21 protein-coding genes are annotated in these 22553 nt (G+C 61.8%); 11 read left to right on the forward strand and 10 right to left on the reverse strand.

The annotated features are described in order from the left end of the window. Window positions 1-13: 13 nt before the first annotated feature. Complete coding sequence (locus R3F42_08505; protein ID MEZ5542070.1) at window positions 14-1522, forward strand: glycosyltransferase family 39 protein; 1509 nt, start codon at window positions 14-16, stop codon at window positions 1520-1522. Between the two features lie 14 nt (window positions 1523-1536). On the opposite strand, the gene R3F42_08510 is transcribed toward R3F42_08505, so the two are convergent. From R3F42_08510 to R3F42_08525, 4 genes are all read right to left on the reverse strand, one after another. Next, window positions 1537-2187 (reverse strand): SPOR domain-containing protein, encoded by a 651-nt coding sequence (locus R3F42_08510; protein MEZ5542071.1) that lies wholly within the window; start codon window positions 2185-2187, stop codon window positions 1537-1539. Beyond that, on the reverse strand, window positions 2184-3482 hold the full coding sequence (locus R3F42_08515; GenBank protein ID MEZ5542072.1) for an SEL1-like repeat protein: 1299 nt from the start codon (window positions 3480-3482) through the stop codon (window positions 2184-2186). The genes R3F42_08510 and R3F42_08515 overlap by 4 nt, the downstream gene beginning before the upstream one ends. Before the next feature lie 135 nt (window positions 3483-3617). Continuing rightward, complete coding sequence (locus R3F42_08520; GenBank protein MEZ5542073.1) at window positions 3618-3926, reverse strand: hypothetical protein; 309 nt, start codon at window positions 3924-3926, stop codon at window positions 3618-3620. Between the two features lie 385 nt (window positions 3927-4311). Further along, on the reverse strand, window positions 4312-5175 hold the full coding sequence (locus R3F42_08525) for a hypothetical protein (protein MEZ5542074.1): 864 nt from the start codon (window positions 5173-5175) through the stop codon (window positions 4312-4314). Between the two features lie 611 nt (window positions 5176-5786). Here R3F42_08525 and R3F42_08530 point away from each other — a divergent pair. The 3 genes from R3F42_08530 (at window position 5787) to R3F42_08540 (ending at window position 8376) form a co-directional block, all read left to right on the forward strand. Then, window positions 5787-6245 carry a hypothetical protein gene (locus tag R3F42_08530; GenBank protein ID MEZ5542075.1) on the forward strand — a complete coding sequence of 153 codons (459 nt, stop codon included), beginning with the start codon at window positions 5787-5789 and terminating at the stop codon, window positions 6243-6245. 57 nt (window positions 6246-6302) lie between these two features. After that, on the forward strand, window positions 6303-7139 hold the full coding sequence (locus tag R3F42_08535; protein ID MEZ5542076.1) for a CpsD/CapB family tyrosine-protein kinase: 837 nt from the start codon (window positions 6303-6305) through the stop codon (window positions 7137-7139). A gap of 904 nt (window positions 7140-8043) precedes the next feature. Then, the gene (locus R3F42_08540; GenBank protein MEZ5542077.1) at window positions 8044-8376 is read left to right on the forward strand and encodes a hypothetical protein; all 333 of its coding nucleotides are present in this window, start codon (window positions 8044-8046) and stop codon (window positions 8374-8376) included. Window positions 8377-9409: 1033 nt separating this feature from the next. Here the strand turns inward: R3F42_08540 and R3F42_08545 are convergent. From R3F42_08545 to R3F42_08555, 3 genes are all read right to left on the reverse strand, one after another. After that, window positions 9410-9544 (reverse strand): DUF2238 domain-containing protein, encoded by a 135-nt coding sequence (locus tag R3F42_08545; GenBank protein MEZ5542078.1) that lies wholly within the window; start codon window positions 9542-9544, stop codon window positions 9410-9412. Continuing rightward, window positions 9541-9969 (reverse strand): DUF2238 domain-containing protein, encoded by a 429-nt coding sequence (locus R3F42_08550; GenBank protein MEZ5542079.1) that lies wholly within the window; start codon window positions 9967-9969, stop codon window positions 9541-9543. Before R3F42_08550 ends, R3F42_08545 begins: the two co-directional genes overlap by 4 nt. 450 nt (window positions 9970-10419) lie before the next feature. Further along, the gene (locus R3F42_08555; protein MEZ5542080.1) at window positions 10420-12312 is read right to left on the reverse strand and encodes an ATP-binding protein; all 1893 of its coding nucleotides are present in this window, start codon (window positions 12310-12312) and stop codon (window positions 10420-10422) included. 458 nt (window positions 12313-12770) lie between these two features. On the opposite strand from R3F42_08555, the gene R3F42_08560 reads away from it, so the two are divergent. The 3 genes from R3F42_08560 (at window position 12771) to R3F42_08570 (ending at window position 14574) form a co-directional block, all read left to right on the forward strand. After that, window positions 12771-13082, forward strand: coding sequence for a hypothetical protein (locus R3F42_08560; GenBank protein MEZ5542081.1), 312 nt, complete (start codon window positions 12771-12773; stop codon window positions 13080-13082). A 220-nt stretch (window positions 13083-13302) separates the two neighbouring features. Further along, a complete protein-coding gene (locus R3F42_08565; protein ID MEZ5542082.1) occupies window positions 13303-13722 on the forward strand; it encodes a hypothetical protein in 420 nt (139 codons plus the stop codon). Between the two features lie 105 nt (window positions 13723-13827). After that, entirely contained in the window at window positions 13828-14574 is a 747-nt protein-coding gene (locus R3F42_08570; GenBank protein ID MEZ5542083.1) for a hypothetical protein, read from the forward strand. 51 nt (window positions 14575-14625) lie between these two features. Here the strand turns inward: R3F42_08570 and R3F42_08575 are convergent, their stop codons facing one another. Beyond that, complete coding sequence (locus tag R3F42_08575; protein ID MEZ5542084.1) at window positions 14626-15342, reverse strand: SIMPL domain-containing protein; 717 nt, start codon at window positions 15340-15342, stop codon at window positions 14626-14628. Window positions 15343-15420: 78 nt separating this feature from the next. Here R3F42_08575 and R3F42_08580 point away from each other — a divergent pair, with 78 nt between their 5' ends. Further along, window positions 15421-16215: a DUF2189 domain-containing protein gene (locus R3F42_08580; GenBank protein MEZ5542085.1), complete on the forward strand. Its 795-nt coding sequence runs from the start codon at window positions 15421-15423 to the stop codon at window positions 16213-16215. Between the two features lie 41 nt (window positions 16216-16256). On the opposite strand, the gene R3F42_08585 is transcribed toward R3F42_08580, so the two are convergent. After that, window positions 16257-16541, reverse strand: coding sequence for a hypothetical protein (locus tag R3F42_08585; GenBank protein MEZ5542086.1), 285 nt, complete (start codon window positions 16539-16541; stop codon window positions 16257-16259). Between the two features lie 137 nt (window positions 16542-16678). On the opposite strand from R3F42_08585, the gene R3F42_08590 reads away from it, so the two are divergent. Then, complete coding sequence (locus R3F42_08590) at window positions 16679-17563, forward strand: SPFH domain-containing protein (protein ID MEZ5542087.1); 885 nt, start codon at window positions 16679-16681, stop codon at window positions 17561-17563. Between the two features lie 560 nt (window positions 17564-18123). Continuing rightward, a complete protein-coding gene (locus R3F42_08595) occupies window positions 18124-19041 on the forward strand; it encodes a crotonase/enoyl-CoA hydratase family protein (GenBank protein ID MEZ5542088.1) in 918 nt (305 codons plus the stop codon). Between the two features lie 180 nt (window positions 19042-19221). On the opposite strand, the gene R3F42_08600 is transcribed toward R3F42_08595, so the two are convergent. After that, window positions 19222-21714: a response regulator gene (locus R3F42_08600; GenBank protein ID MEZ5542089.1), complete on the reverse strand. Its 2493-nt coding sequence runs from the start codon at window positions 21712-21714 to the stop codon at window positions 19222-19224. Window positions 21715-22159: 445 nt separating this feature from the next. On the opposite strand from R3F42_08600, the gene R3F42_08605 reads away from it, so the two are divergent. Then, on the forward strand, window positions 22160-22414 hold the full coding sequence (locus R3F42_08605) for a hypothetical protein (GenBank protein MEZ5542090.1): 255 nt from the start codon (window positions 22160-22162) through the stop codon (window positions 22412-22414). The last annotated feature ends 139 nt before the right edge of the window (window positions 22415-22553 follow it).

The following is a 22553-nucleotide window of genomic DNA, read 5'->3' on the forward strand; positions in this document are numbered from 1 at the left end:
AACTCATCACACTATGCCGGATTCACCCGGCGATCATGCGCAAGCCGGTCCATCATACGGGCTGGTGCTGGCGCTGCTGATACTGCTCGCGCTCGCCTTCCAGGGCAGCCGCCCGTTGTATGAGCCCGACGAGGGACGTTATACCGATGTGGCACTGCAAATGCTCGACAGCGGTAACTGGTGGCTGCCCAAGCTGCATCCGGAACAGACCCATTTCACCAAGCCGCCGCTGACCTACTGGAGCATCGCCGTCAGCCTGAGGGTGTTCGGGCGCAACGCTTGGGCGGCGCGCCTGCCGCACGCACTGGCATTTATCGGTACGGGGCTACTGGTGTTCGGTATCGCCAGAACACTGCAGCAGCCTGCTCCCGGCATTGCCGCGGCGATGTGGGCAACTTCGTTGGCACCGTTCGTTGCATCCAACCTGGCCACCACGGACACCCTGCTAGTGCTGTTCGAAACCGCAGCAATGGCCGCGTTTCTGCGCGCACTCACCGGCACAACGCCGCGCACTCAACAGCGCTCCCTGGTCCTGATGTGGCTCGCCTTCGGACTTGCCTTCCTGACCAAGGGTCCGCCCGGTCTGCTCCCGCTGCTGGTCATACTGACCTGGACGGTGTGGCAACAGCCATCGCTGCTGCGACGCCTGTTCGTCCCATGGGGTCTGTTGCTGTTCGCGATTACCGGTCTTGGCTGGTATGCGGGGGTCATCATCGGCAACGCCGGCCTGCTAGATTACTTTCTGCGCTACGAATTCGTCGACAGGATATTCACCGACGTCCATGCCCGCAATCCAGCGTGGCACGCGATCATCACCGTATACGGCGCCACGCTGCTTCTAGGCACCCTGCCCTGGCTGCCGCTAACGCTACTGGCCCGGCGCGCACACCGGCCACATCCACCGGTGAGGGCAATGACAAGGCTGCTGTGGCTCTGGCTGTTATTGCCGCTCGGCGTTTTCTGCCTTGCCCAATCCAGGCTGCCACTCTACGTGCTGCCGCTGTTCGTTCCGATCAGTCTGCTCGGCGCACCGGCACTTGCGGGGCTGCTCATGCGCAGGTCCCGGCTGGCCATTGCCGGAACCGGCGTCTGGGTTGCCGGCCTCATCATGCTCAAGGCCGCCGGTAGCTTTATTTCTCCGCCACAGGACGCACTCGCCCTGAGCCATGAGATCCGGCCATTGTTCGCCAGGATGATCACACCGCCCGATGAAATTGCCTTTCTCGGCACCCGGCCTGCCTATGGTCTGCGGTTCTATCTGGGCCTGCCGATCGAGGATGTGGCCCTGCGGGACAGCAATGCCGGCGGCGCCACGCATACCAGGCCCGGCGTCTGCACGGAGACACTCGAGGGCGATCATCCGCTGTGGCTGCTGCCGGCGCGGCTCGTTGCCGAGTTTACTGCCGTCAGTGCAGCGTGCGGCTACCGGGCACGTGACCTGGAACAGCCGATCCGCGACTGGGAGTCATTCGAGCTCATCGCCATACCGAGGTCCCCGCCAGCGGCCGCTGGCCCGCGCTGACGCCAGCAACGGCATCAGCGACGCGTCACCCAGGTCTCGCCCAGGCCCAGTCGGGCACGGAGGTCCCCGGCCTGTTCACTGGCGCTGCGATAGGAATCGAATCCCGAGACGCGCAGGCGATAGACGGTACTGCCGTTGACCTCGGCCGAGACCTGCTCTGCGATCACCCCCTGCGATTTGAATTCAGCCAGTTTACTGGCGGCGTAGCTGCTGCTGTTGTATGAGGCCAGGTTGATGACCCAGGCACCGAGCCCCATGGCCTGCTGTGCCGGTGCCGACGCATGCTGCTGCTCCGGTGTCCACGCTGGCTCTGCCGCAGCCGGCGGTGCCGGCTTCATTGCCTGGGCAGGCGCCAGCTGCCGCGTATATCCCGCCAGCACGATGCCCGGCCTGACCGGTTGGTATCCGGCCGCTGCCGGTTCGGCAGGAAGCGCGGTTACCGTGCCGGATTGCATTGCCTCGATGCGCTGCGCCAGCAGCTGCACGCCCGCCTCAAGCGCCTGCAGGCGCTGCTCGTACGAAGCATTGCTGCCGGCAAGCGGCAGTATCGGCGCGTCCGCATCGGACCTTGCCGGTCCGCCGGTGCTGCAGCCACCCAGCAGCGTTCCGACCAGCATCACCGCGACCGGCACCAAGCCCGGCTGCTCGCCCGTATTCCGCTTCATGGCTCCACCACCCCCTGCGCGACCGTTTCATCACGCCCGAACCAGCGGCCAAACCAGGCATGCATATCGTCTGCCGCCCCCGTCCCGCCCGACGCCTCATCAATCGCCTGTGCTGGCTCGCCATCGCTGCCGAGCAGCACCGGGACAGCGCTTCCTGCCCGCCCTGACCGTGCGTGCGCGCGGTCCCATTGCCGCGCCAGCCGCTGCGCCTCTGCCAGCTGCACGTCGTTGAGCTGTCCTGCGAGCTTGTCACGGTTGCGGACAGCGTTCTCGTTGCCACGGGCGGCTGCCAGGTTGAACCACTTGTGCGCCAACACGAAGTCCTGAGGGACGCCATTGCCGCTGACATAGAGATTGCCAAGATTGTTCTGCGCTCGCGGCTCACCAAGCTCCGCCGCTGCGCGGTACCAGCGCGCCGCCGCGTTATAGTCACGCGCCACACCGAAGCCCTCGCGGTAAATGAGACCCAGGTGGTACTGGGCACGGGGGTGGCCCTGCATGGCTGCAGCCTGCAGCCATCGCAGTGCCTGCACCGGATCCTGCGCGATGCGTTCACCGGTACGGTAGAGCATACCCAGGTAATACTGCGCATCGGCATCGTTCTGCTGCGCCGCCTGCGTCAGCCAGGCTACGGCCTCGCCCGCGTCCGCATCCAGTTCCTTGCCGTTCAGGTACATGAGGCCGAGCTGGCGCTGGGCCGGTGCATGGCCCTGCCCGGCCGCCGCGCGGTACAGCGCTACGGCCTGCCGTACAGATGCCGCATCGCTCTCATCTTGCTGCAGGTAGTGTTCCGCCAGGACAAACTGCGCAGGCGCCAGCCCCTGCCCGGACGCCGCCCGCAGCAGACGCACCATTTCCGCGTCATTTCCAGCGGAGACGCGCCGGGCTCGATAGAGCAGAGCCAGGTTCAACTGGGCTGCAGCATGCCCTGCCGCCGCCGCCATACGGTACCACTCCGCGGCACGCGCATCATCGCGGGGCACATCGCGACCCTGCGCCAGGAGATAACCGAGACAAAACCAGGCATCCGGATTGTTCTGCGCGGCGGCACGCTGCAGCCAGTCACGCGCGGCCGGTGGGTCGCGCAGCCGGCCCTGTCCGTCCAGCAGCATGATTGCCGTGTTGTATTGCGCGGCTGCATCGCCGGCTTCGGCCAGCGCCTGCCACTGCGCCAGGGCAGAGACATAATCACCCTGCTGCCACGCCTGTCCGGCCTGTTCCCAGTCGGAGTATGCGCCGCCGCTACCCAGCAACAACCCGACGCCCGTGATTGTCAGCGCACGCAGCAGATGCATGGCCGCAGCAGTTCCTCCCTGAGTGATGGCCGTATTCTACGCGCACCACCGGGAATTGAAAGTTGCACTAACGGCACAGCCGGCGACTGGCGATCACAGCCGCTGGCACTGCGGGGAACAATCGCGTGACGGGAATTACCAGGCTTTGCGGTATTCGAGCAGGACCATCCGGTCATTGCTGGTGGTGTCACGCAGCACAACCCCGACGGTCTTGTTATCGGTGAGATTGTAACGCTGGTCGGTTGCAGCAAGGGCGACGGCCGCGCCCACCACACTCACCGCCTGGCCATAGGTGCCTGCCGCGCCTGCCAGGCGGTCAGTATAGAGCTCCAGCTGCTGCCTGACGATATCCCGATTACGCTGCACGGTCCGGAAATAGGTATCGGATGGCATCGCTGCGCTGGTTTGCTGCCAGTGCGACGACTCCGTCGCCATTGCATGCATGGACCGCCTGTCCACTTCATCCGCAAACGCGGCCGTAGCACAGAGCAGGGTGCAAAGCGTGCAAACGAAGGTGTTGCGCATCGCCGATCCTCCATTCCGATGAAAACCTGCAGCTGGGCGGATCGTACCATGCCACGCGCTGCGGGTTGACCCCAGCTTAACGCAGCCACGGACCCGAACAATTGAACCTAAGTCGCATATTCGGAAAAAATATTTTAATTATTTGATTTATATGTATTTATTATGCATACGCCCCATGGTCCTGTCGTTTGACAGGGCCTATTGAGCACGGACTGACGGTCAAAAGCGTGCCGGGCGTCTCGCCCGGCAGGCGCCACCGAGCAGCGTACCCGCGCGGCACTCGCTGCCCGGTGGCAGGGGTCGTTCAATCGCTGCCGGAGGAAACCACCTCCCATGAGCCATCTGGATTGCGGCAGGCGGTACCATAAGCCTGTTCACTCCGGCCACCGATTGAAACCTGGTGCTGGAACTCACGGCAATAGCGACCACCGCTGGTTGTCCCTTCCCGGGTGGCGACCACATAGCCCCGTGCACCACCATCCTCCCAGTAAATCCGTTCTCCTATCGGCGCCGTGGTGGCACTGATCTGTGCCGCTTCGTGCTCACGCTGCTGCACCTCGTTCAGGTAATCCAGGAGTCCGAGCGTGATCGCGGTAAATGCCAGCCACTTGTAGGCATCATCGTCACGACGATAATGCGCATAACCCGGATACCAATGGCCGAAAGGACGCACGATCACCACATCACGATACCAGCGCACCCGGTCGTGCGGAATCGCACGCGGCTTGCCCCGGTAGATGATCCGCGGCGGCGACCTGTGATTGTCACGGTCGTAGTGATAATCGCGTTCGTAATGGCGGTCACCGGAACGATACCCGGGCGGATAGAGGTGGTCCCACGGCTTGGGGTCGTAACCCTCACGACTACGCTGCTCGGTGTAACTCCAGCGGTCCCTGTTCTGCTCCCGCTGAACATTACGATCCCGTTGCTCATCACCGCCCCTGGGGCGGCTGCGCTCATCACGGTCACTACGTTCCTCCCGTCCGCGCTTGCTGTCGCGGTCACCGCGGTCGTCGCGCCCGCCCCATTCGCGCCTGTCGCCGTCCCGGTCACCGTACCTGCCGCCTGGCGGATCGGCCAGGACCGGCGCCGACAGCGCGGCGACCAGCACGCTCGCGGCCAGTCCGGTAGTGCAGAGACGTTTTACCCAATTCGGGTTTGTTTTCATATCTGTAACCTCTTGACTGTTTGAAATAAGCCGGCATTGCCCGCCGGGAAAGCTTGCCGTCATTGGCTCCGGCAGATTATAGCCTTGGCCCGGCATCACTGCCTGCTAGCCGTTAACGCCCGACCCCGCCAGTTGGTTAACAGCCTTGCGCGGACTTTTTTGCGCCCCAGTCCGGACAGCACATTCTGTGCCGGGTCACGCCGTCACAGTCACTGCCGCACCGCACACGGATCACTGCAGTCATCGACACCGTGAACAAGATTCGCTCACAGCCGCACGATAGGCGATATAAACATGACAGCAACACCACGAACTCCGCCGTCTCAATGCATTAAGCGAATTCAATCACATTGAACGCACGCGATGCATTAATTGCAACAGGTATCTCATCGCGACAGTGACAACTATCCACGCAGGCAGCAACTCTGCCCGTTACTGTACTTCCCACGCTGGTCGCCATGAGCCGGCCACGCGTTGCGACAGTTACCCGTAGTCATTGGCGCCTGTCGGTACGGATTCGCCACGGCAACAGCAGCAAAGCCTGACGACCCGATACATGAATTGTTGCAACATCAACACCAGGGACAGGCCAACCTGTCAGGAGATATGCGATGAAGGTCAAACACTACATGCAGTTTGTGATCGGTATAACAGTGATTCTGCTGGGCATGTCCGGCGCCAGGGCAGCCAGTGTCGTTTATGAAGACTTCGGTGTGGTAACGGATGATACCGTATTCTCCACGCCGTTCGAGGTCACCACCCCCGGGACTTACCGGGCCGAACTGGTGGACTTCGAATTCTCCGCACCGTTCGACATCCTGGCGCTCGCCGTGACTCAGGGCATTACACCACTCGGCTTCGGCTTTGATACCGGCGCCTTTACCTTCAACGTCTCCACGCCTGGCACCCTGTATGCTCACCTGGCAGCCATACCGCTGGCGGGCCAGATCGGAACCTATGCGCTCCAGATCAAGGCTATCCCGATACCGCCGGCCGGACTGCTGCTGTTCTCGGGACTGATAGGCCTCGCCGTCGTCGGCCGTCGCGACAGTCGCGTGAAATCCGCTTAAGCGTACAACCGTCGCGCCGTTATTGTCAGTCAATGAAGTGATTAAGGAGAGGGACTCGTGCAACTACCGACTCATGCCGCGACTGCACTCTGGCCAGTGGATACGCAAGGGCTGTATGACTCGCCTGCGGAACCACCGCCAGCCTGGCTTTCGCGGCTCGATGTTGGCCATGCTCAGCCAGTCATGCTCGATCCTGGTCTGCTGCAGGAAAACCGCATCCTGCTCGGGAACACGCCTGGGCCGTTTGCGGAATCCTTCCACCTGTTGCGCACCCGGCTGCTGCACACCTTCAGGGAAAACGGCTGGAACAGCCTGGCTGTCACCAGTCCGCGCAGCGGTACGGGCAAGACGCTCACCTCCATCAATCTGGCCATCAGCATGGCCAGGCTCATTGGCCAATCGGTGCTGCTGGTGGATACGAATCTGCGCCAACCCGGGCTCCTGGCGCAACTGGGACTCGAGGAAGGCTGGGGACTGCGCGACTACCTCACCGACGACATGCCGGTGAATAACCTGCTCGTCCGACCAGACCTCTTCGAAGACCTGGCGATACTGCCCAGCGGTGAAGCACTGGAGGATTGTGTCGGGATACTCGGTTCACTGCGCATGCACCAGCTCATGCAGGAACTGAGATCGCGATCCGGCAATCTCGTCGTCATCCTCGATCTACCGCCCATCCTGGAATCCGGTGATGCCATAACGCTTGCGAGCGAGGCCGACGCTGCCCTGCTGGTCGTAGAGGATGGCGTGACATCACAACAGGACGTCACCCAGGCAGTGGAACTCCTACGCGGCACCGAGCTTGCCGGCACCGTACTGAACAAAGCGCCCGGAATCCCACTGGTGGCCGACAAGCGCACGCTGCGCGGCAGACTCTTTCCCAGGGCTGCCTGAAGCGACGGACGGGTAAATTGTTGCGGCCACTGCAGGGAGTAGCAGGCTCCCTGCAGCACGGCTGGCCGAGATGTATCCGCAGCGCTGGCGGCTCGGCAATATCCGGCAACAGAATCCCTCCCGGCTCGGATCCGCAGTAACGGGCCCGCATGTCACGCTGTTCGCGCCATTCTCGGCACGCATCGTAGCAGTGCATACATGATTGCTGCGCACCAATGCCGTGCCTGCTGGCTCCACCCCCCACCCCGCTGCTGCCCCCCAGATCCCAGAAAAATAAAAACTTGGCTGAAACGGCTGGCTGGCATGCAAATTGCCAGATAATAGTTGGCAGACGCACGAGCCGGCACGAGCTCGCCGGATGTGCGCTCCGGGATCAGCCGGACGCCAGCAGTATCCCGCCGCGCAGCGGGAATGCGCCGCGACGGGATGGGTTGCCGACACTACCACCCTGGAGACAGGAGGCCTGTCGATGATACGGACTATCTACTCATCCATCTGTGGGGCATTGATCTTCATAGCCGCCCTGATCCCAGCCGCAATCCTCATACTGGACAAGGCCGGGATCTGATTGCTGCAGGCCGGCAGGGCGACCACGAATCCACGGCTACCCGAGACCGCGCGAAGGGGCACGCGCGGTCGGACTGCCGGTCATTGCCACCAGCGCTGCACTTGCTTAACACCCGGCCGTACACGCACGCAGCGCCGAACGAGGCTGCATGTACCTGCGCCAACCACGCCGGCAGCGGGCCGTGACAGCCAACGATGGCTTGATTGCGGTTTGTCAACACAAGTCGCGCCTGCCGCTGCTAGACTCCCGCAGACGCAACGACGCCCGCCCTGTGGTTGCAATGCCACGCGGCGTCCGAATCCACAACCGCCGTCCACCCTTGCATTTGCCTGCGATATGGAACAGCTGATCACCGCGGCAGTCCGCCTTTTTTGGATCTGGGGTGCATTGTCGATCTGGCCGACACTCAGGTTCGTTGCCCGCATCCCGGGTGGCAAGCTGCGCGTCCTGCACTGGCTATTCTGGTTGCAGCTGTTCTGGCTTGCCGTTTGCCACATCGGCGCCCACCTTGTCTTTCAAACCGCCGGGGCCAGCTGGCTCGACAACTCCCATTACCTTGTCATCATCGGCACGGTATCCTGGCTCGCCGTCATACTCGCTCTGCTGGGCCTGAGCTTCCGCTGCAGGCAGGCTGCTCCCGGCAATCATGGCCGGGATGCCGGCACCTGATCGAATCGTCGCGGCACACCCATACTTTTCCAGGCAAAAAAAACACCCCGCCACGACTGTGTACGAGGTGTGAATGTGGCTTATCGGAAAATCCTTATTATCTGCGCCACTGGACTACCACGGTAACGTGATCCGCACCCTGCGTACATTGTCCCTAGGTACCAGCACATTCGGGAATCTGGTATGAGCCTGTCTCACAATTCCAAGCAAGTGGTATAGCTGATCGAAATCCGGCATTGCACAAGGCGCGAACATTGACCATGAGCGCGGCCGCCCGGAATCTTGATATTGGCTTTGACAACCGCGCAACCGCCCGGCAGTACCTGTATCAACTCACGCAGGGCCCGCGCAGCGCGCAATACGACAGTGCAAATAAAACACCCCGCTGCATCCTTGCGCGGGGTGTGCAGTGGCAATTTCGGAGGAGGAGGAAAGATGTGCCACTGGTAAACAGAGTAGCGCCGCCCGCATTGTGCGCCTATTGTCCTTTGGTACACCCACGCCATGGGCACTGAAATGGGAACGGAAAAGAAAACACCCCGTCACATCCATGCGCGGGGTGCTTAAAGTGGCATTATCGGAGGAGGATTATTATCTGCGCCACTGCCTGAAAACGATAATGTCGACTCGCATCCGCGTAAATCGTCCTTTGGTACCATGATGCATGCAAATCACCCTGGCGCGGTCTAGCGGAATTCACATACCTGGCAAGTCAGCGCCTGCGATTCCGTACAACCGCGACCGCCGCCATCATGCCTGCTGATGTTCTGCAGCAAACGCCGGATGCCTGCAGCTATACCGTAACGCTTTCAGGCCGCGCAGGGGTGTCGTACCGCCCAAAAGAAAACACCCCGTCACATCCATGCGCGGGGTGCTCAAAGTGGCTTTATCGGAGGAGGATTGTTTTATGCGCCACTGATTAACAGCATAGCCTTGGCATGATGCCGGGTATATCGGCCTTTGGTACCAGCAGCCGGCATGGAACCGTTCCCGCGCATAATCAGTACGGCAGAACAGGCCCCATACTCAGCAGCTACCTTTCCGACACGGCCGTCACCAGCATGGCGACGATCGCACCAGCGAACGCGAGAAACGTATCTCGTTGTGCATCCCATTCATCACCCTGAGTACCCAGATAGGCCGCACCGAGATCCGGGCTCACGATCATTGCGACCACACCCTCCATGACTTCATAAATCCACTGAACGCCAGCACCAGGACCACGGTCATGAAGTAAGACCAGCCCGACCTGATGCCGGTGACGCGCAGCAGCCACTCACGCAACGGATAGGCAATGAGCAGACCGAAGGCCAGATGCACGATGCGGTCATAATGATTGCGCGACAGTACCAGCACGTCCTGCAACCAGAACCCGAGCGGCACCTCGGCATAGGTATAGTGCGCACCGATCAGATGTAAACTCATGAAGCACGTGAACAAGAAATAGGATAACGATGAAAACCTGAACCGCCGGTACGTAGCCAGCAGCAATCCGACATAGAAAAACACCAGCAGGTTCTCCAGCAACCAGTCGCGGCGGTTGAAAGGTTCGTACGCCATGGCCAGCCATAGCAGCAGCAACCAGGCCGCCATGACTAAAACCGGGCCATGCCGTGATGGCACATGCTCGGACACAATTCCCCCCGGCAAACTTTGCCTGCTGGCCAGGCATGCAACCTGCGCAGCTCAAGAATATACTATCCATCGGAACCCGGCCGCTGGCAACCACACCGCATCGCGCCGGCCGTTGCGCAGATCAGCGAACACGTGGTCTGCCGCATAACCGGCCAGACCATAGAGCCACGACCGGATCCAGCATCGCAAACCGCTGCGGCTCCGGCCAGAACCGTGTCCGGCGTCCCGTCGTACGCGGCAATCGCACAGCGCGTAACGCACTCGGTGACAGCTCCGCATTATCCGGGTATGCGCGCGCTGCTGTACAGCAAGCTCGGGGAAGGCGCGACACCGCGGCAAGCTATTTGAGGCAGATTCCGGCATGCTGTGCTAGCGGCGACCATCGAGCACCCTCGGCCAACAGCGGGCTTACCTGGCCAGCACGCCCCTGGCCGCGGGTGATGACGCCGCAGCATTGCGGTCGACTGCGGCATACAACTGCTCCGGCAGGATGGGCTTGGTCAAGTAATCATCCATGCCGGCGTTGAAGCACGCCTCCCTGTCGTCGAGCATGGCGTTGGCGGTAAGCGCAACGACTGGCAGATGTCGATGCTGCAAGCGTGCCGCCAGATCACGGGACAGTTGCTCCGGCAGAACGGTCTGCTCCACGACACCACGCTCCGCCGTCCTGATGACATGGCACGCTGTGACGCCATCCATGTCAGGCATTTGTACATCCATCAGTACCAGATCGTAATCCCGGTCCGCGACTGCCCGCAGCGCCTCGATCCCGTTCAGCGCCTCCTCCACGCGATGCTGCCGGTCCTCGAGCAGAGTCCTGATGATGAAGCGGTTGAAATCGTTATCCTCGACCAGCAAAACACGCAATGATCGTGCGCGCCTGGCCGGGGCCTGGACGATCCGCTGCTGCTCCTGCCGCAGGCCGCCGGCCTGCAGCGCAGCCGTGAAATAAAAGGTCGCCCCCTGCCCTTCCGCGCTGCTCAGCCAGATCCTGCCGCCCATGAGCTCGACCAGTTGCCTGCTGATGGCAAGGCCCAGTCCGCTGCCACCGTGCTTCCGCGTGGTCGAGACATCCGCCTGGGTGAAGTGATCGAAAATCAGCGCTTGCTTGTCGGTCGGTATGCCGGCCCCGGTATCGGCCACGGTAAACAGCAGAACCATATCGCCATGCATTGCGGCGGGGGTATCGGTGGCTGCCGTCACCGCGATGCGCACATGACCCTGATCCGTGAACTTGATCGCATTGCTCACCAGATTGAACAACACTTGCCGCAGACGCACCTCATCACCGCTCACGAATTCCGGCAGGTCTGCCGGCACATCCTCCAGACACAGCTCGATCCCCTTTTGCCTGGCCAGGGGTTCCAGGGTTGCCTGGATGGCTTGCAGGAAGCCTGGCAGTTGGAACGAGACACGCTCGAGCCGCAACTGACCAGCCTCGATTTTGGAGAGGTCGAGGATATTGTTCAGCAATGTCAGCAGACTGTCGGCTGCGGCCCGCAATGCCCCGACCAGCTGTGCCTGCCGGCCATCCAGCCGAGTTGCCTGTACCAGGTGGCTGAGTCCGATGATCGCGTTCATCGGCGTGCGAATCTCGTGGCTCATGTTGGCCAGGAAGAATCCCTTCGCCTCGCTCGCCGCCCTTGCCTCCCGGGTCGACCGCGTAAGCCGGGTCACGAGCGCCTCGTTGGTAAAACGCAGGGTGAGGTTGTGCCGCAGGATGCGATGATTTTGCCAACCCGCCCAGAGCATGAAGGCAAGACCGGTCACCATGACGGCACTCAGCTCCTGGGACGGCTCCCCAGGCACGGCTCTCATGTTCCAGGCGATCATCAGCGCAACGGGTAGCGGAGTGACATAACCGATCAGCGCGGCATAGTTCATGACCAGGATATTCACGCCAATCATGACCACACCCATCGCGGTCACGTAGACAACGGACTGGGTATAGGCGCTCGCGAGCGCACCGGGCAACAGCGCCAAGGCGGCCCAGACCAGGCCCAGCAACCAGGTCAGCATGATGTACCACCGCGCGAGAACAGCATGCCCCGAAGCAGGGTCAGCCACCCGGCGATAACGCGCAGCGACGATCAGCCGTGCGCTGGACAGGCACAGCAGCACCACCGCCCAGGCAAGCAGATACGCATGTGGAACGTGCGGCCACAACAGCAATACCAGCAGGGATGCAGCGAGGGGGATGATGATGCCGGTACCCCGGGCGGTCTCGACCAGCAGCCGGTTCAGTTCTGCAGCGACTTTGCCGGCAATCGGCACGTCCTTGTCTGACTCGCTCTCGAACATAACTGAGACTGCCTTTACCTGCGTCCCGCCTGGAGTGCACTGCAACCAGCGCTCGCCTGGCAGGCCTGTATCGTCGACGACCCTCATCTCGGCGCACCACACTACCGGAGCGCTCGGACCCCTGGTACCGCAACCTGCTACCGATGAGATGCTGGCCTTCTAAAACAAGATGTTACTGAATCCCAACCCAGAGCCCCCAAACGTCTCATCCAGGCACACGAGGATCAGAGCCCGTTACTGTACCGCCCGTATACAACTACTACGAATGAACTACTACATCAGTAGACGGTTATGATCGCGACCAGCGCGTCAGAATACTGACATAAACTTTACCGGCTGTACAAGGACGCATCTCCGTATCGGCCACAGATCAAGCGTACTGCGACACGACCGGTCCGACATACGGGAGATACAGATTACGGCTAGAACCAGCAAACCCATCCGCGACAGACAGCGCCGTGACCAGCGGCCGCGCGCTCGCCCCCAGTCTGTTTGCCACCGCCGTTGCGGCCGAACTCGTCACCGACAGCAACCTCGTCATCAACAGAATCGGATCCCATGAGGGCAATATCTTCTATATCACGACCTTCAGCGGATTTTCCCAACCCTGCCAGTATGACACTGCCTACTACGCGACCGACAACCCGGACTGCGGTAACCTCTTCCAGATCGCATTGCTGGCAAAATCCCGTCGCCTGGTTTCGAGAATCGACTACGACTACTATCCGGTAAACTTCCTCTGCAAGATCAAATTGCTCGAGACGAAATAACCCGATGCGACCCGGCCCGTACCCGAACGCGCCGGCCTGAACTATCATCAATTTGGCCCGGGCGATACCATAACCGGCGAGCTGTACATACCCCGCACGGTACGGGCGGTTTGACACAGTCCCAACCCCTCCAGGAATGCGTGATACCCACGCGGGCGGTGCTGCCGTGAAGACATGCGCTATTTTGCTGGCCGGCATTGCGTTGAGCGCGTGCCAGTCTATGGCGACCAACGACCCTGACTCCATCTGGTTCCGCCTGCCATCCGGTACCCGCCTGGTGCTGAACCGGCCACTGACCATCCCCGCGAACAGTGCGCATGTCATGTTACAGCACGGCATCGCGCTCCCGGGGGCAAACAGCACCGAAGTCGCCTGCCGCTTCTCGGTCAGGGAGCTCGGACCACGCACCATCCAGCCGGACACCTTCCTGATCACCGGCTACAGCAGCCAGCAGGAATGGGAGCATTACCCGCACACGAAGCGCTACTACAAGACCATCCGTCTGCGGTCCGAACGCCAGCCCGGCGTACTTCCGCTGGTTTGCGAATACTTCGACTGGCCGCTCTACGGACGTCCGGTCACCCAGACCCAGATCGAGGCGGCACTTGGCGGGTATTTCAGCTTTCTGCCACCGGAATGAGCCTGCAGCCGTCGCGGCAGTTCGAAGCGGCATCCGCGATGCGGTCAACCCGGTGCGCGTTCGGTCGATAACGCTCAGTGCCCTGCGCCCCGAACACTACCCGTCATGCATCGTCCGAACCCGCTCAAGCAAATCAACCGGCTGGTGTTCTATGTCAGCCTGGTCCTGCTGGCGGTCTCCTGCTGGCACCGCAACGACTTCCCCGCGACGCTGACGCCGCTACCGGCCATCCTCGAACCACCGCTCCAGCAGGCCGTTCACGCCCGCCCCTTCCGGGTGACGCATAACGGCGCCGAGTACCGGATCGAGCCGCGCTATCGCTACGACCTCCATGGCCTGGTCGTGTCCTATGCCCACCATGACGGCAACTACAGCCTGCACCGCCTGTGGAACGATCACATCAATATCGCCGATGTCTGCGTGGTCTGGGGCGAGAATACCGATGGCGCGGATCTCAACCGTATCAACTTCTGGAATGGCAAATTCACCTGCAATTTCGAAACCCGCGACACCGGCACCTGGGAACGCTTTCGGCTGGACCAGGTCTCCAACAACCACCTGCTGACAACCGACACCCGGCTGCGGCAACGGGTCGACCGGCTGCGTATCGGCGACCAGATCCACATCCGGGGCTGGCTGGTACGCTACAGCAATGACACGGGCTTCTCCCGCGACACCAGTACCACCCGCACCGACAGCGGCAACGGGGCCTGCGAAACGATTTACCTGGAGGATTTCGAGATCCTGAGATCGCTCGACAATGGCTGGCGCAGCTGGCTCATGCTCGCGTTGACCGGGGTGATTTGCAGCAGCCTGCTGTGGTTGGTCGCCGTGGCACGTGGCCGGTTCTGACAATCCGCGCCGGCAGGCTGGCAGACAGGTCCATCGGCCGCCCCCCGATGGTCAGTCGGACAGGTAATATTCCACCGTGGAGACCACCCGCACCTTCTTAATGTGTGGGTTGTTCTGGTCGCGGTCCGTGATGCTGAACTGGCCCTGGGAGGCGCGCCTGATCTTGCCGAGGGTGCTGTTCGAGTCAGCCGCGAATTTCTCCGCGACCTCGCGCGCCTGACGTGTCGCCTCCTCGATCATGGCCGGCTTGACCGCATTCAGGCCGGTGACCAGGTATTCGGTCTGGGCCTGGTAATTCGCACCGCTGAACACGATACCCTGCTTGCCCAGTTCGGACAGGCGGGTCATTAGCGCACGCGCGGTCGCGATCTTGCCCGAATAGACGGTCACCGTCTGCGCCGCCGTATAACGGAACTCGGGCCTGTTGTCGCCGTACTGCTGCGCCGACTTGTCGGTGATGGTGGGCGCGGCCACGGTAATCTCACCGGCTTCGAAGCCGTTGGCCTCGAGAAACGACCTGATCCGGTCGGTGCTGGTCTCGATGGCATCGTACAGCCCGGCGAGGTCGTTACCGGCCGCGGTGAACTGGATCGGCCAGATCACGATATCGGCGCCCACCTCACGCTCCGACAAACCTTTGACGGTAACGCTGCGTTCATGCGCCTTGAAGTCGGTCAGGGCGTTTCCCAGCAGATATCCCAGCCCCAGCAGACCGGCGACCAGGGACAGTCCGAGGATGAAGGCAGGCGCCGAGTTTCGGTTATGCATGGACAAATCCTCGAGTCCGGGTATGCTTACAGCACATATAACCAGAAAACGTGTTCAGACACCACGCGGATGCGGCACATGAACACCGAAGAATCCATCTCCGGGACCGATGCGGAACAACCACTGCCCTTCGTGGCCAGGTCGCGTACCGTCGCGCCCTCGGCCCCGTGGGTCTGGCTGCGCGCGGGTTATGCGGACATGCGCCGCGCGCCCGGCATTTCGCTGACCTACGGGCTGGCCATGACCGTGCTGAGCGCCCTGATTGCCTATGTCACCTGGAAGTTCGGCACGCTCGGCCTCTACTTCGGCCTGGCGACCGGCTTCCTGCTGGTCGGCCCGGTGCTGGCCCTGGGTCTCTATTCCTTCAGCTGTCAGCTGGAACAGGGCAGGCACCCGGTGCTCGGCTACTGCATGCGCGAAGGCAGTGGCCACATGAAGGACATCCTGATCTTCTCCTTCGTGCTGCTGATCGTGTTTCTGATCTGGGCACGCGCCGCGACGGCGCTCTATATCTTCTTCCCGGAACAGGCCGAACACAGCTTCACGGACCTGGCCATGTTCCTCGGCATCGGTTCCGCGATCGGCGCGGTGTTTTCCACCCTGGTTTTCACCATCAGCGCCTTTTCCCTGCCCATGATCATGGATCGCAAGACCGACGCGATCACGGCCGTGATCACCAGTGTCAATGCAGTACTGCGCAACAAGCTGACCATGCTGGTGTGGGCCTGCATCATCGTCACCTGCGTGGCGCTCGGCTTCGCCACCGGCCTGCTCGGCTTCATCGTACTGCTGCCGCTGATCGGCCACGCCACCTGGCATGCCTACCGCGACACCATCGATGCCAGCGACTGGCCCGAGAACGATAAATACTGATCGCAGCCGGCCGCCGGGCTTCGGGGCCGTGCGGCGGAATGCTATTCGCCAACTATCCGCCTGCCGCTGCTGGACAGCCCGACCAGGCCCAGCACGCCAGCGCTGAACAGCCACAGCGTCGCAGACAGCGGCACTTGCTGGATATAGCAGCGGCGGTCGTCCGAGCAGTCATCGAAGAAATCCGCATACGACAGGAGCAGACCCCGGAACTCCGCGGGATCGAAGGCTGCGAAACCGGCGGCGGCATCGTCGTGCAAGCCCGCCAGATTGAGCCTGACGTTGCAGCCGCACTCGATGCGGGTAAAGACACCGCCCAGTATGGCCATATCGCGCGCTCACCCGGCACCCGTAACGCACTGACTCCCGGCTGGTTCAGAAATTGCGGCGCAGGCCGATCAGCAGTCTTTGACAACGGTATTCGCCGCCCCGACAGCAACGACACAGCGGGGCCCCGGGATCTGACATGAAATCACCAGTTTTCTCACGGGAGGTACGGGTCATGCGTTCCGCAACGACGGTAGTGTTCACCCTGCTGGCACTGGCCCTGCTCGCCTCAACCATCGTCCTGATCGAGTCGGGTAACGTCGGGGTGCGCAAAACCCTGGGCAAGGTCGACCCCGACGAGGTCACGCCCGGCCTGAACTTCCGGTTGCCGCTGGTGACGCAGGTTTCCGAATTCGTCGGCAAGGAGATTGCCATTGATCTTGCCGATCTCACGCCCAAGGCGGCCGACAATCTCTCCCTGCGCGACATGGATGTCACCGTCTTCTACCGTGCGGAGAGCAACCGCATCGCGGACCTGTATATCAAGTACGCCAACGCGCATGTACACGACTGGGAATCCGACAGCTATTTCCCGGCCTACCAGCTGGTATACCGCGAGGCCCGGCGCGCCGCCTATGAAACGGTCGCAGAAATCGATTCCCTCTCCATGCACAAGAAGCGTGACCAGATCGCGGTCTCCATCAAGGAACGCCTGCAGGAAACACTGGACAGCAATGATCCCGGGGTCTTCAAGGTCACCCGCGTGGTCATACGCTCGGTCCTGACCGATCCGTCCATCGAGGAATCCATCCGCGAGGCGGTCGCCAATCAGAAACGGCTCGAGGCGAAGCAGGTGATGGTCGAGATCGAACGCAAGAATGCCGAGATTGAGGCCATCCGCGCCGAAGGCATCGCCAGGGCCAACGACATCATCAACAAGACCCTCACCACCGAGTACCTGCAGCACGAGCTCAACCTGACCCTGCAGAAATTCGCCGAGACCGGCGCCAACACCATCGTGGTGCCGGCGAACATGCAGGGCTTCGACATGATCCTGCCGACCGACAGGCTGTCGCAGCGCTGAACACGACTTGTGCGGGCGGCCTGTCCGGCCGACCTCTCGCTGGCAACACCAGTCATATAACCGCACGAATCCCCGGCACGTACGGGACAGCACCTCCACCAACCCCGCGCATCAGCATACGGCCCGCATTCCGCGCTGCTTGCCGACAGTGCAACAGCGGATCCCACCCGGCGTCGATGCATCGGCACAGACCCGCCTGACGCCGCGGCAGCAGCTGCGGCGACGCCTGCCCTTCGTCTCATATCCCATCGCGCCTGCGCGGCCTGCCAGTATGGCAGTGTGCAGCGGCGGTTGTTCAACCGGATAAACAGGTTACGGAAAACCGAGCCGGTAGCCGCGACGATTGCAGCATTTTTCTGACGCCGTTTTGCCGGTGGCGTCCGCGGCCAGCCGGATTAATATCGCAGTCGTGGTTTCACGCATCACGGAGGAGACACGACAGTGACGGGACCACCGCTCCGAACAGGCGTCCCACCCGGACACTCGGCAGGCATGCTGCGCTGCGCCCAAGGCGGGCGACGCCGTCGGAACCCCAACATCTCGACAAGGAGTAACAGACAATGACAGCCATACAACAAGCCCTACCACAGCTGCAAGACGATATCACCCTTCCCTGTTATTCGACGCTGGAGATCCAGTACGATGGCGAACAGCGCCTCGCCTGGTATCGCATGGACGTGCGGCCGCGCCTGTGCTGCACGCCGACGCTCATCGGCGAGATGCAACAATGGTACGACGCGCTCACCAGCTCAGCGCAGCTTGCAGACGTCAGATATATCGCACTGGCATCCGCAGTACCGGGCGTATTCAACCTCGGCGGCGACCTGAATCTGTTTCTCGATCTCATCCGCAACGGGGACAGGCATGGTCTGCAGTATTATGCGACCTCCTGCATCGACACACTGTACCGGCACTACACACACCTCGACCGGGATATCACCACTATCACACTCGTGCAGGGTGATGCCCTCGGCGGCGGTATGGAGTTCGCGCTCTCGAGCGATGTACTGGTCGCCGAACGCAGCGCGAAGATGGGCATGCCGGAAATTCTGTTCAACCTCTTTCCCGGCATGGGAGCCTACAGCTTTCTCTCGCGCAAGGTCGGTGAAGTCCAGGCCGAGCGGATGATCCTGGGCGGCTGCCTCTACAGCGCCGAGCAACTCTACGAGATGGGGATCGTTCACGTGCTGGCCGAGGATGGCCAGGGCGAACAGGCCGTTCTCGACTATGTTCGCAAGGAGGAACGCGCCGCGAACGGCTACCGCTCGTTCCGGCGCGCCAAAGCGCATTGCAACCCGGTAAGCTATGCAGAACTGGAAGCCATCACCACGGCATGGGTCGATGCAGCCCTGCGCCTGGAAGAACACAACCTGCGCATGATGGAACGTCTCGTCAGCCGTCAATCCGCCAGATCAGGCCGCAACCGGGAACCGACCCGGCTCAGGGGTGTCGTGACGGAACGGCGTCAATTGCAGTGAAACCGCGCCAACGCCGGAAGGCGGCAACGGCGCGGCTGCACCGGGCATGTCGGCGTGGTGGGGATACGGGCAATCTTCCCACCGCGCCGGCCGGACGCAGCCGCGCGGCAGCATGCAACCGGCTGTGCAGTCAACTGCACAGCATGGTCTGCAGTGCCGCGCTCGGCAATGCATCGTGCACTAGTGCCGGGTCTGCTGGAGGTAGAGTTCCAGTTCCTCGCGCGCACCGCGAAACAGTGTCCCGAGGCGTGCCGCATAGTCCGCCATGCGGGTATGATCCAGCACCTGGCGCTGCTGCTCCGCCTCGATGCAGATTTGCGCAATGGCATTCACCCCTACCGTGGCCGCACTGCCCTTGAAGGCGTGCACTATCTTCAGAAACGCGTCCTGGTCGTTGGACGTGGAGACTTCCTGCAGCGCGGCCAGGCGCTTTTCCCCTTCGCCGATGAACTGCCGCAACACACGCTGGAGAAAATCAGGACGTGCGGCATCCCGTTCCAGGTTGGATAACGATAGTGTGTCGATATAACGCCAGGCTGTCCGGGCCGCGGGAAACGGCTGGACTTCAGCCTGACTGCCAACGGGTGCGAGCGCCGGCCGCAGCAGGCGATCGATGGCTTCAACCAGACGCCTGGCATCGACCGGCTTGGTCAGGTAATCGTTGGCACCGGCCTGCCGGCACTCCTCGATCGTACCCGGCAGGGCATTTGCCGAAAGCATGATGACCGGCAGGTTCATCTCGGTATCCATGAAGTGGTAGGCCTTGAGCACGTCCAGGCCGGAGATCTTCGGCATGTTCATATCCAGGATCACGAGGTCGTAATCGGCATCACTGTCGGTGAGTATATCCAGCGCCTCTTCGCCATCCGCCGCGATATCCACCCGGTGCCCGGCACGCTCCAGGATTGCCCTGAGGACACTCTGGTTCACTTCGTTGTCCTCCGCCACGAGGATGCGGGCGCTGTGCGCCTGTTCGCGTTTGCGCAGATAATCCGCCAGCGTGGCGACTCCCTGCGACAGCTGCCGCTCGGCGCAGACCTCGTGCACCGCATTGAACAGGAGTGACTCGTTGAGCGGCGTATACAGCACCGCAGAATAATCCGCTCTGAGCAGCGCGCGCATATCGTCCGACCGGTGCCGCGAGTCGACCAGGATCAGCGACAGTTCGGCGAGCGCGGCATCCTCCCTGATGGAAGCGGCGAATTGCGCAGCATCCATACTCAGCAGTTCGCGCTCGACGATGAGGGAACTGAAGGGCTTGGCCTGTTCGCACGCGGTAACGAGCCGCGAGAATACCTGCGCGGTACCCTTGACCGCCTCGTACTCCACCCGCCATCGCTGCAGATACCTTTCCACGTCCGGGGCAACCGCGTCACCCAGGAACATGAGAACATGCATGTTGGAAAAGCTATCTTGCGCCAGGGTCTCCTTGCAGACCGCGGGCTGGCGCTCAAAAGGTAGATCGAACCAGAACGCCGATCCCTCCCCCGGCGTGCTCTCCAACCCGATGCTGCCACCCATGAGGCTTACGAGCTCCTTGGATATCGCCGTCCCGAGTCCGGTACCGCCGTATTTGCGGGTGACAGAGGCGTCGGCCTGGACAAAACGGCCGAAGATCTTCTGCTGATCCGCCGCCGACAGACCGATACCGGTATCGATCACCTTGAACCGGATCCAGATGCGCTCGTCCCGGGCATGCGCCAGGCGATGCACCAGGACACTGACACTGCCCCGCTCGGTGAACTTGACTGCATTGCTGAGCAGGTTCATGAGCACCTGCTGCAAATGCAACTCGTCGCCCAGCAGCCTAAACGGCAGCTCCGGGTCAATGTGACAGGTAAGCACGAGCTCTTTCTTGCGGGATTGCGACTCGAAGATACCGACGGTGCCGTTGACCAGGGTATGCAGGTCGAACGGGACGGATTCGCTGACCAGCTTGCCGGCCTCGATCTTGGAAATATCGAGGATGTCCTCGATCAGCGCCAGCAGGGTCTGTCCCGAGGTCTGGATAGCGCTGGTGTACTCCTGCTGTTCACTGTTGAGCGGCGTCGTGGTGAGCAGGTCGCTCATGCCGATGATCCCGTTCAGGGGCGTGCGCAACTCATGGCTCATCTTCGCGAGGAAGCGGGACTTGGCATCGTTGGCCTCTTGCGCCACACGGATCGCCTGGTGCAGCCTGCGGGTCAGCGCCGCCATGTACAGCGGCACCAGTGCCAGCGCAATCAGGAGACCGAAGCCGAACCAGAGATGCTGCGACCAGAAGGGTGAGAACACCAGCACGGTGGTCAGACCCGCCGCGGCGAACAGCGTGCTCAGCAGCAGATATCTCTCGCCATAGCGAAATCCATTGCCGACGACGACCCACAGGTACAGGGCAATCAGCGGCGTGCCACCGGCACCCGCCAGGGCAAGGCCGTAGGACGCCCCCGCCATGTCACCGATCATACCCAGCACCCGCCGGGGGACATTCCGGGCCGGTGACAGCAGTATCCAGGTGAAGATGCACGCCGACAGCGCCAGATAAGCGCCGGCAAGCCGCGTAACAGCCTCCAGCGGAGTCGATAGAAAATAGAGGAAGATCAGACTCATAATGACGACTCGGATCAGCGCCTGCTCGTGCTCGCTGTCCGATCGTCCACGCAGACGATTCCGGGCCCATTCGATCCAGTTCATTTGGAAGCCTTTAGGCGTGTTCCTGGAAAAAGTCCAGCAGGATGAGAATAGTAAATGGGCCGGGCACATTTTTCAGTCAGAAAATGTACGTACGCCAGGCAGTGCCTGAATCACGCCATGATTAGAACTATCGAGCTAGTACATTTGTACTATGTATGACCATGCTGCGAACGCATCGCGATCTCCTGACCAGCGGGAACAGCGACACCATACCCAGGTTAAGACGATCCGGCGCCGGCTCACACAACGACCACCCGGAGCACCCGCCCGGACCCGGATCACGACATCGCAGCCGGGTTGCACCAGCCACCGGTCAAAGTGTCATGTACCGATACGCAACGTGGCTACCTAACTCACACGTCTTCGGCCCTGCCAGCAGGATAGTGGCCGGGGACCGGAAGTATTATGATGTTTGCGCCTGCACAGGAATCAGGGACGTCTCACCATGCGCAAAATGTACGCCATCGCATATGCCGGCGCGGCTGTATTGCTCTTTGGCTGCGAACAGCAGCACACACCCGATCTCGACCCCGAGGTGGGCATCGCCTGTTTCGAAGCGCATCGTTTCACGCTGACGCCGGGAACCCAGTACGAGGGCATCGACAGGCTCACCAGCGAGGCTGTCAGGATCAAGATCATGGACGGCGTGCGCGTAGCCACCATAGAGTGCCCGCTGAATCCGGACGGGACATTGCGGTAACGGGCACAGTCCCGGGATCACGGCTGCCCGTGGCAGACGTGCCTGCGCCACGGCAAGCCGAACAGCCCGCACGCGGCGCCTGATCCGGCATGCTACAGTATTCGCAGGTGCGCTTTTGTCCAGTCAGCCCATTGCGATA

Source organism: Pseudomonadota bacterium, assembly GCA_041395565.1.
Classification (GTDB): domain Bacteria; phylum Pseudomonadota; class Gammaproteobacteria; order UBA9214; family UBA9214; genus UBA9214.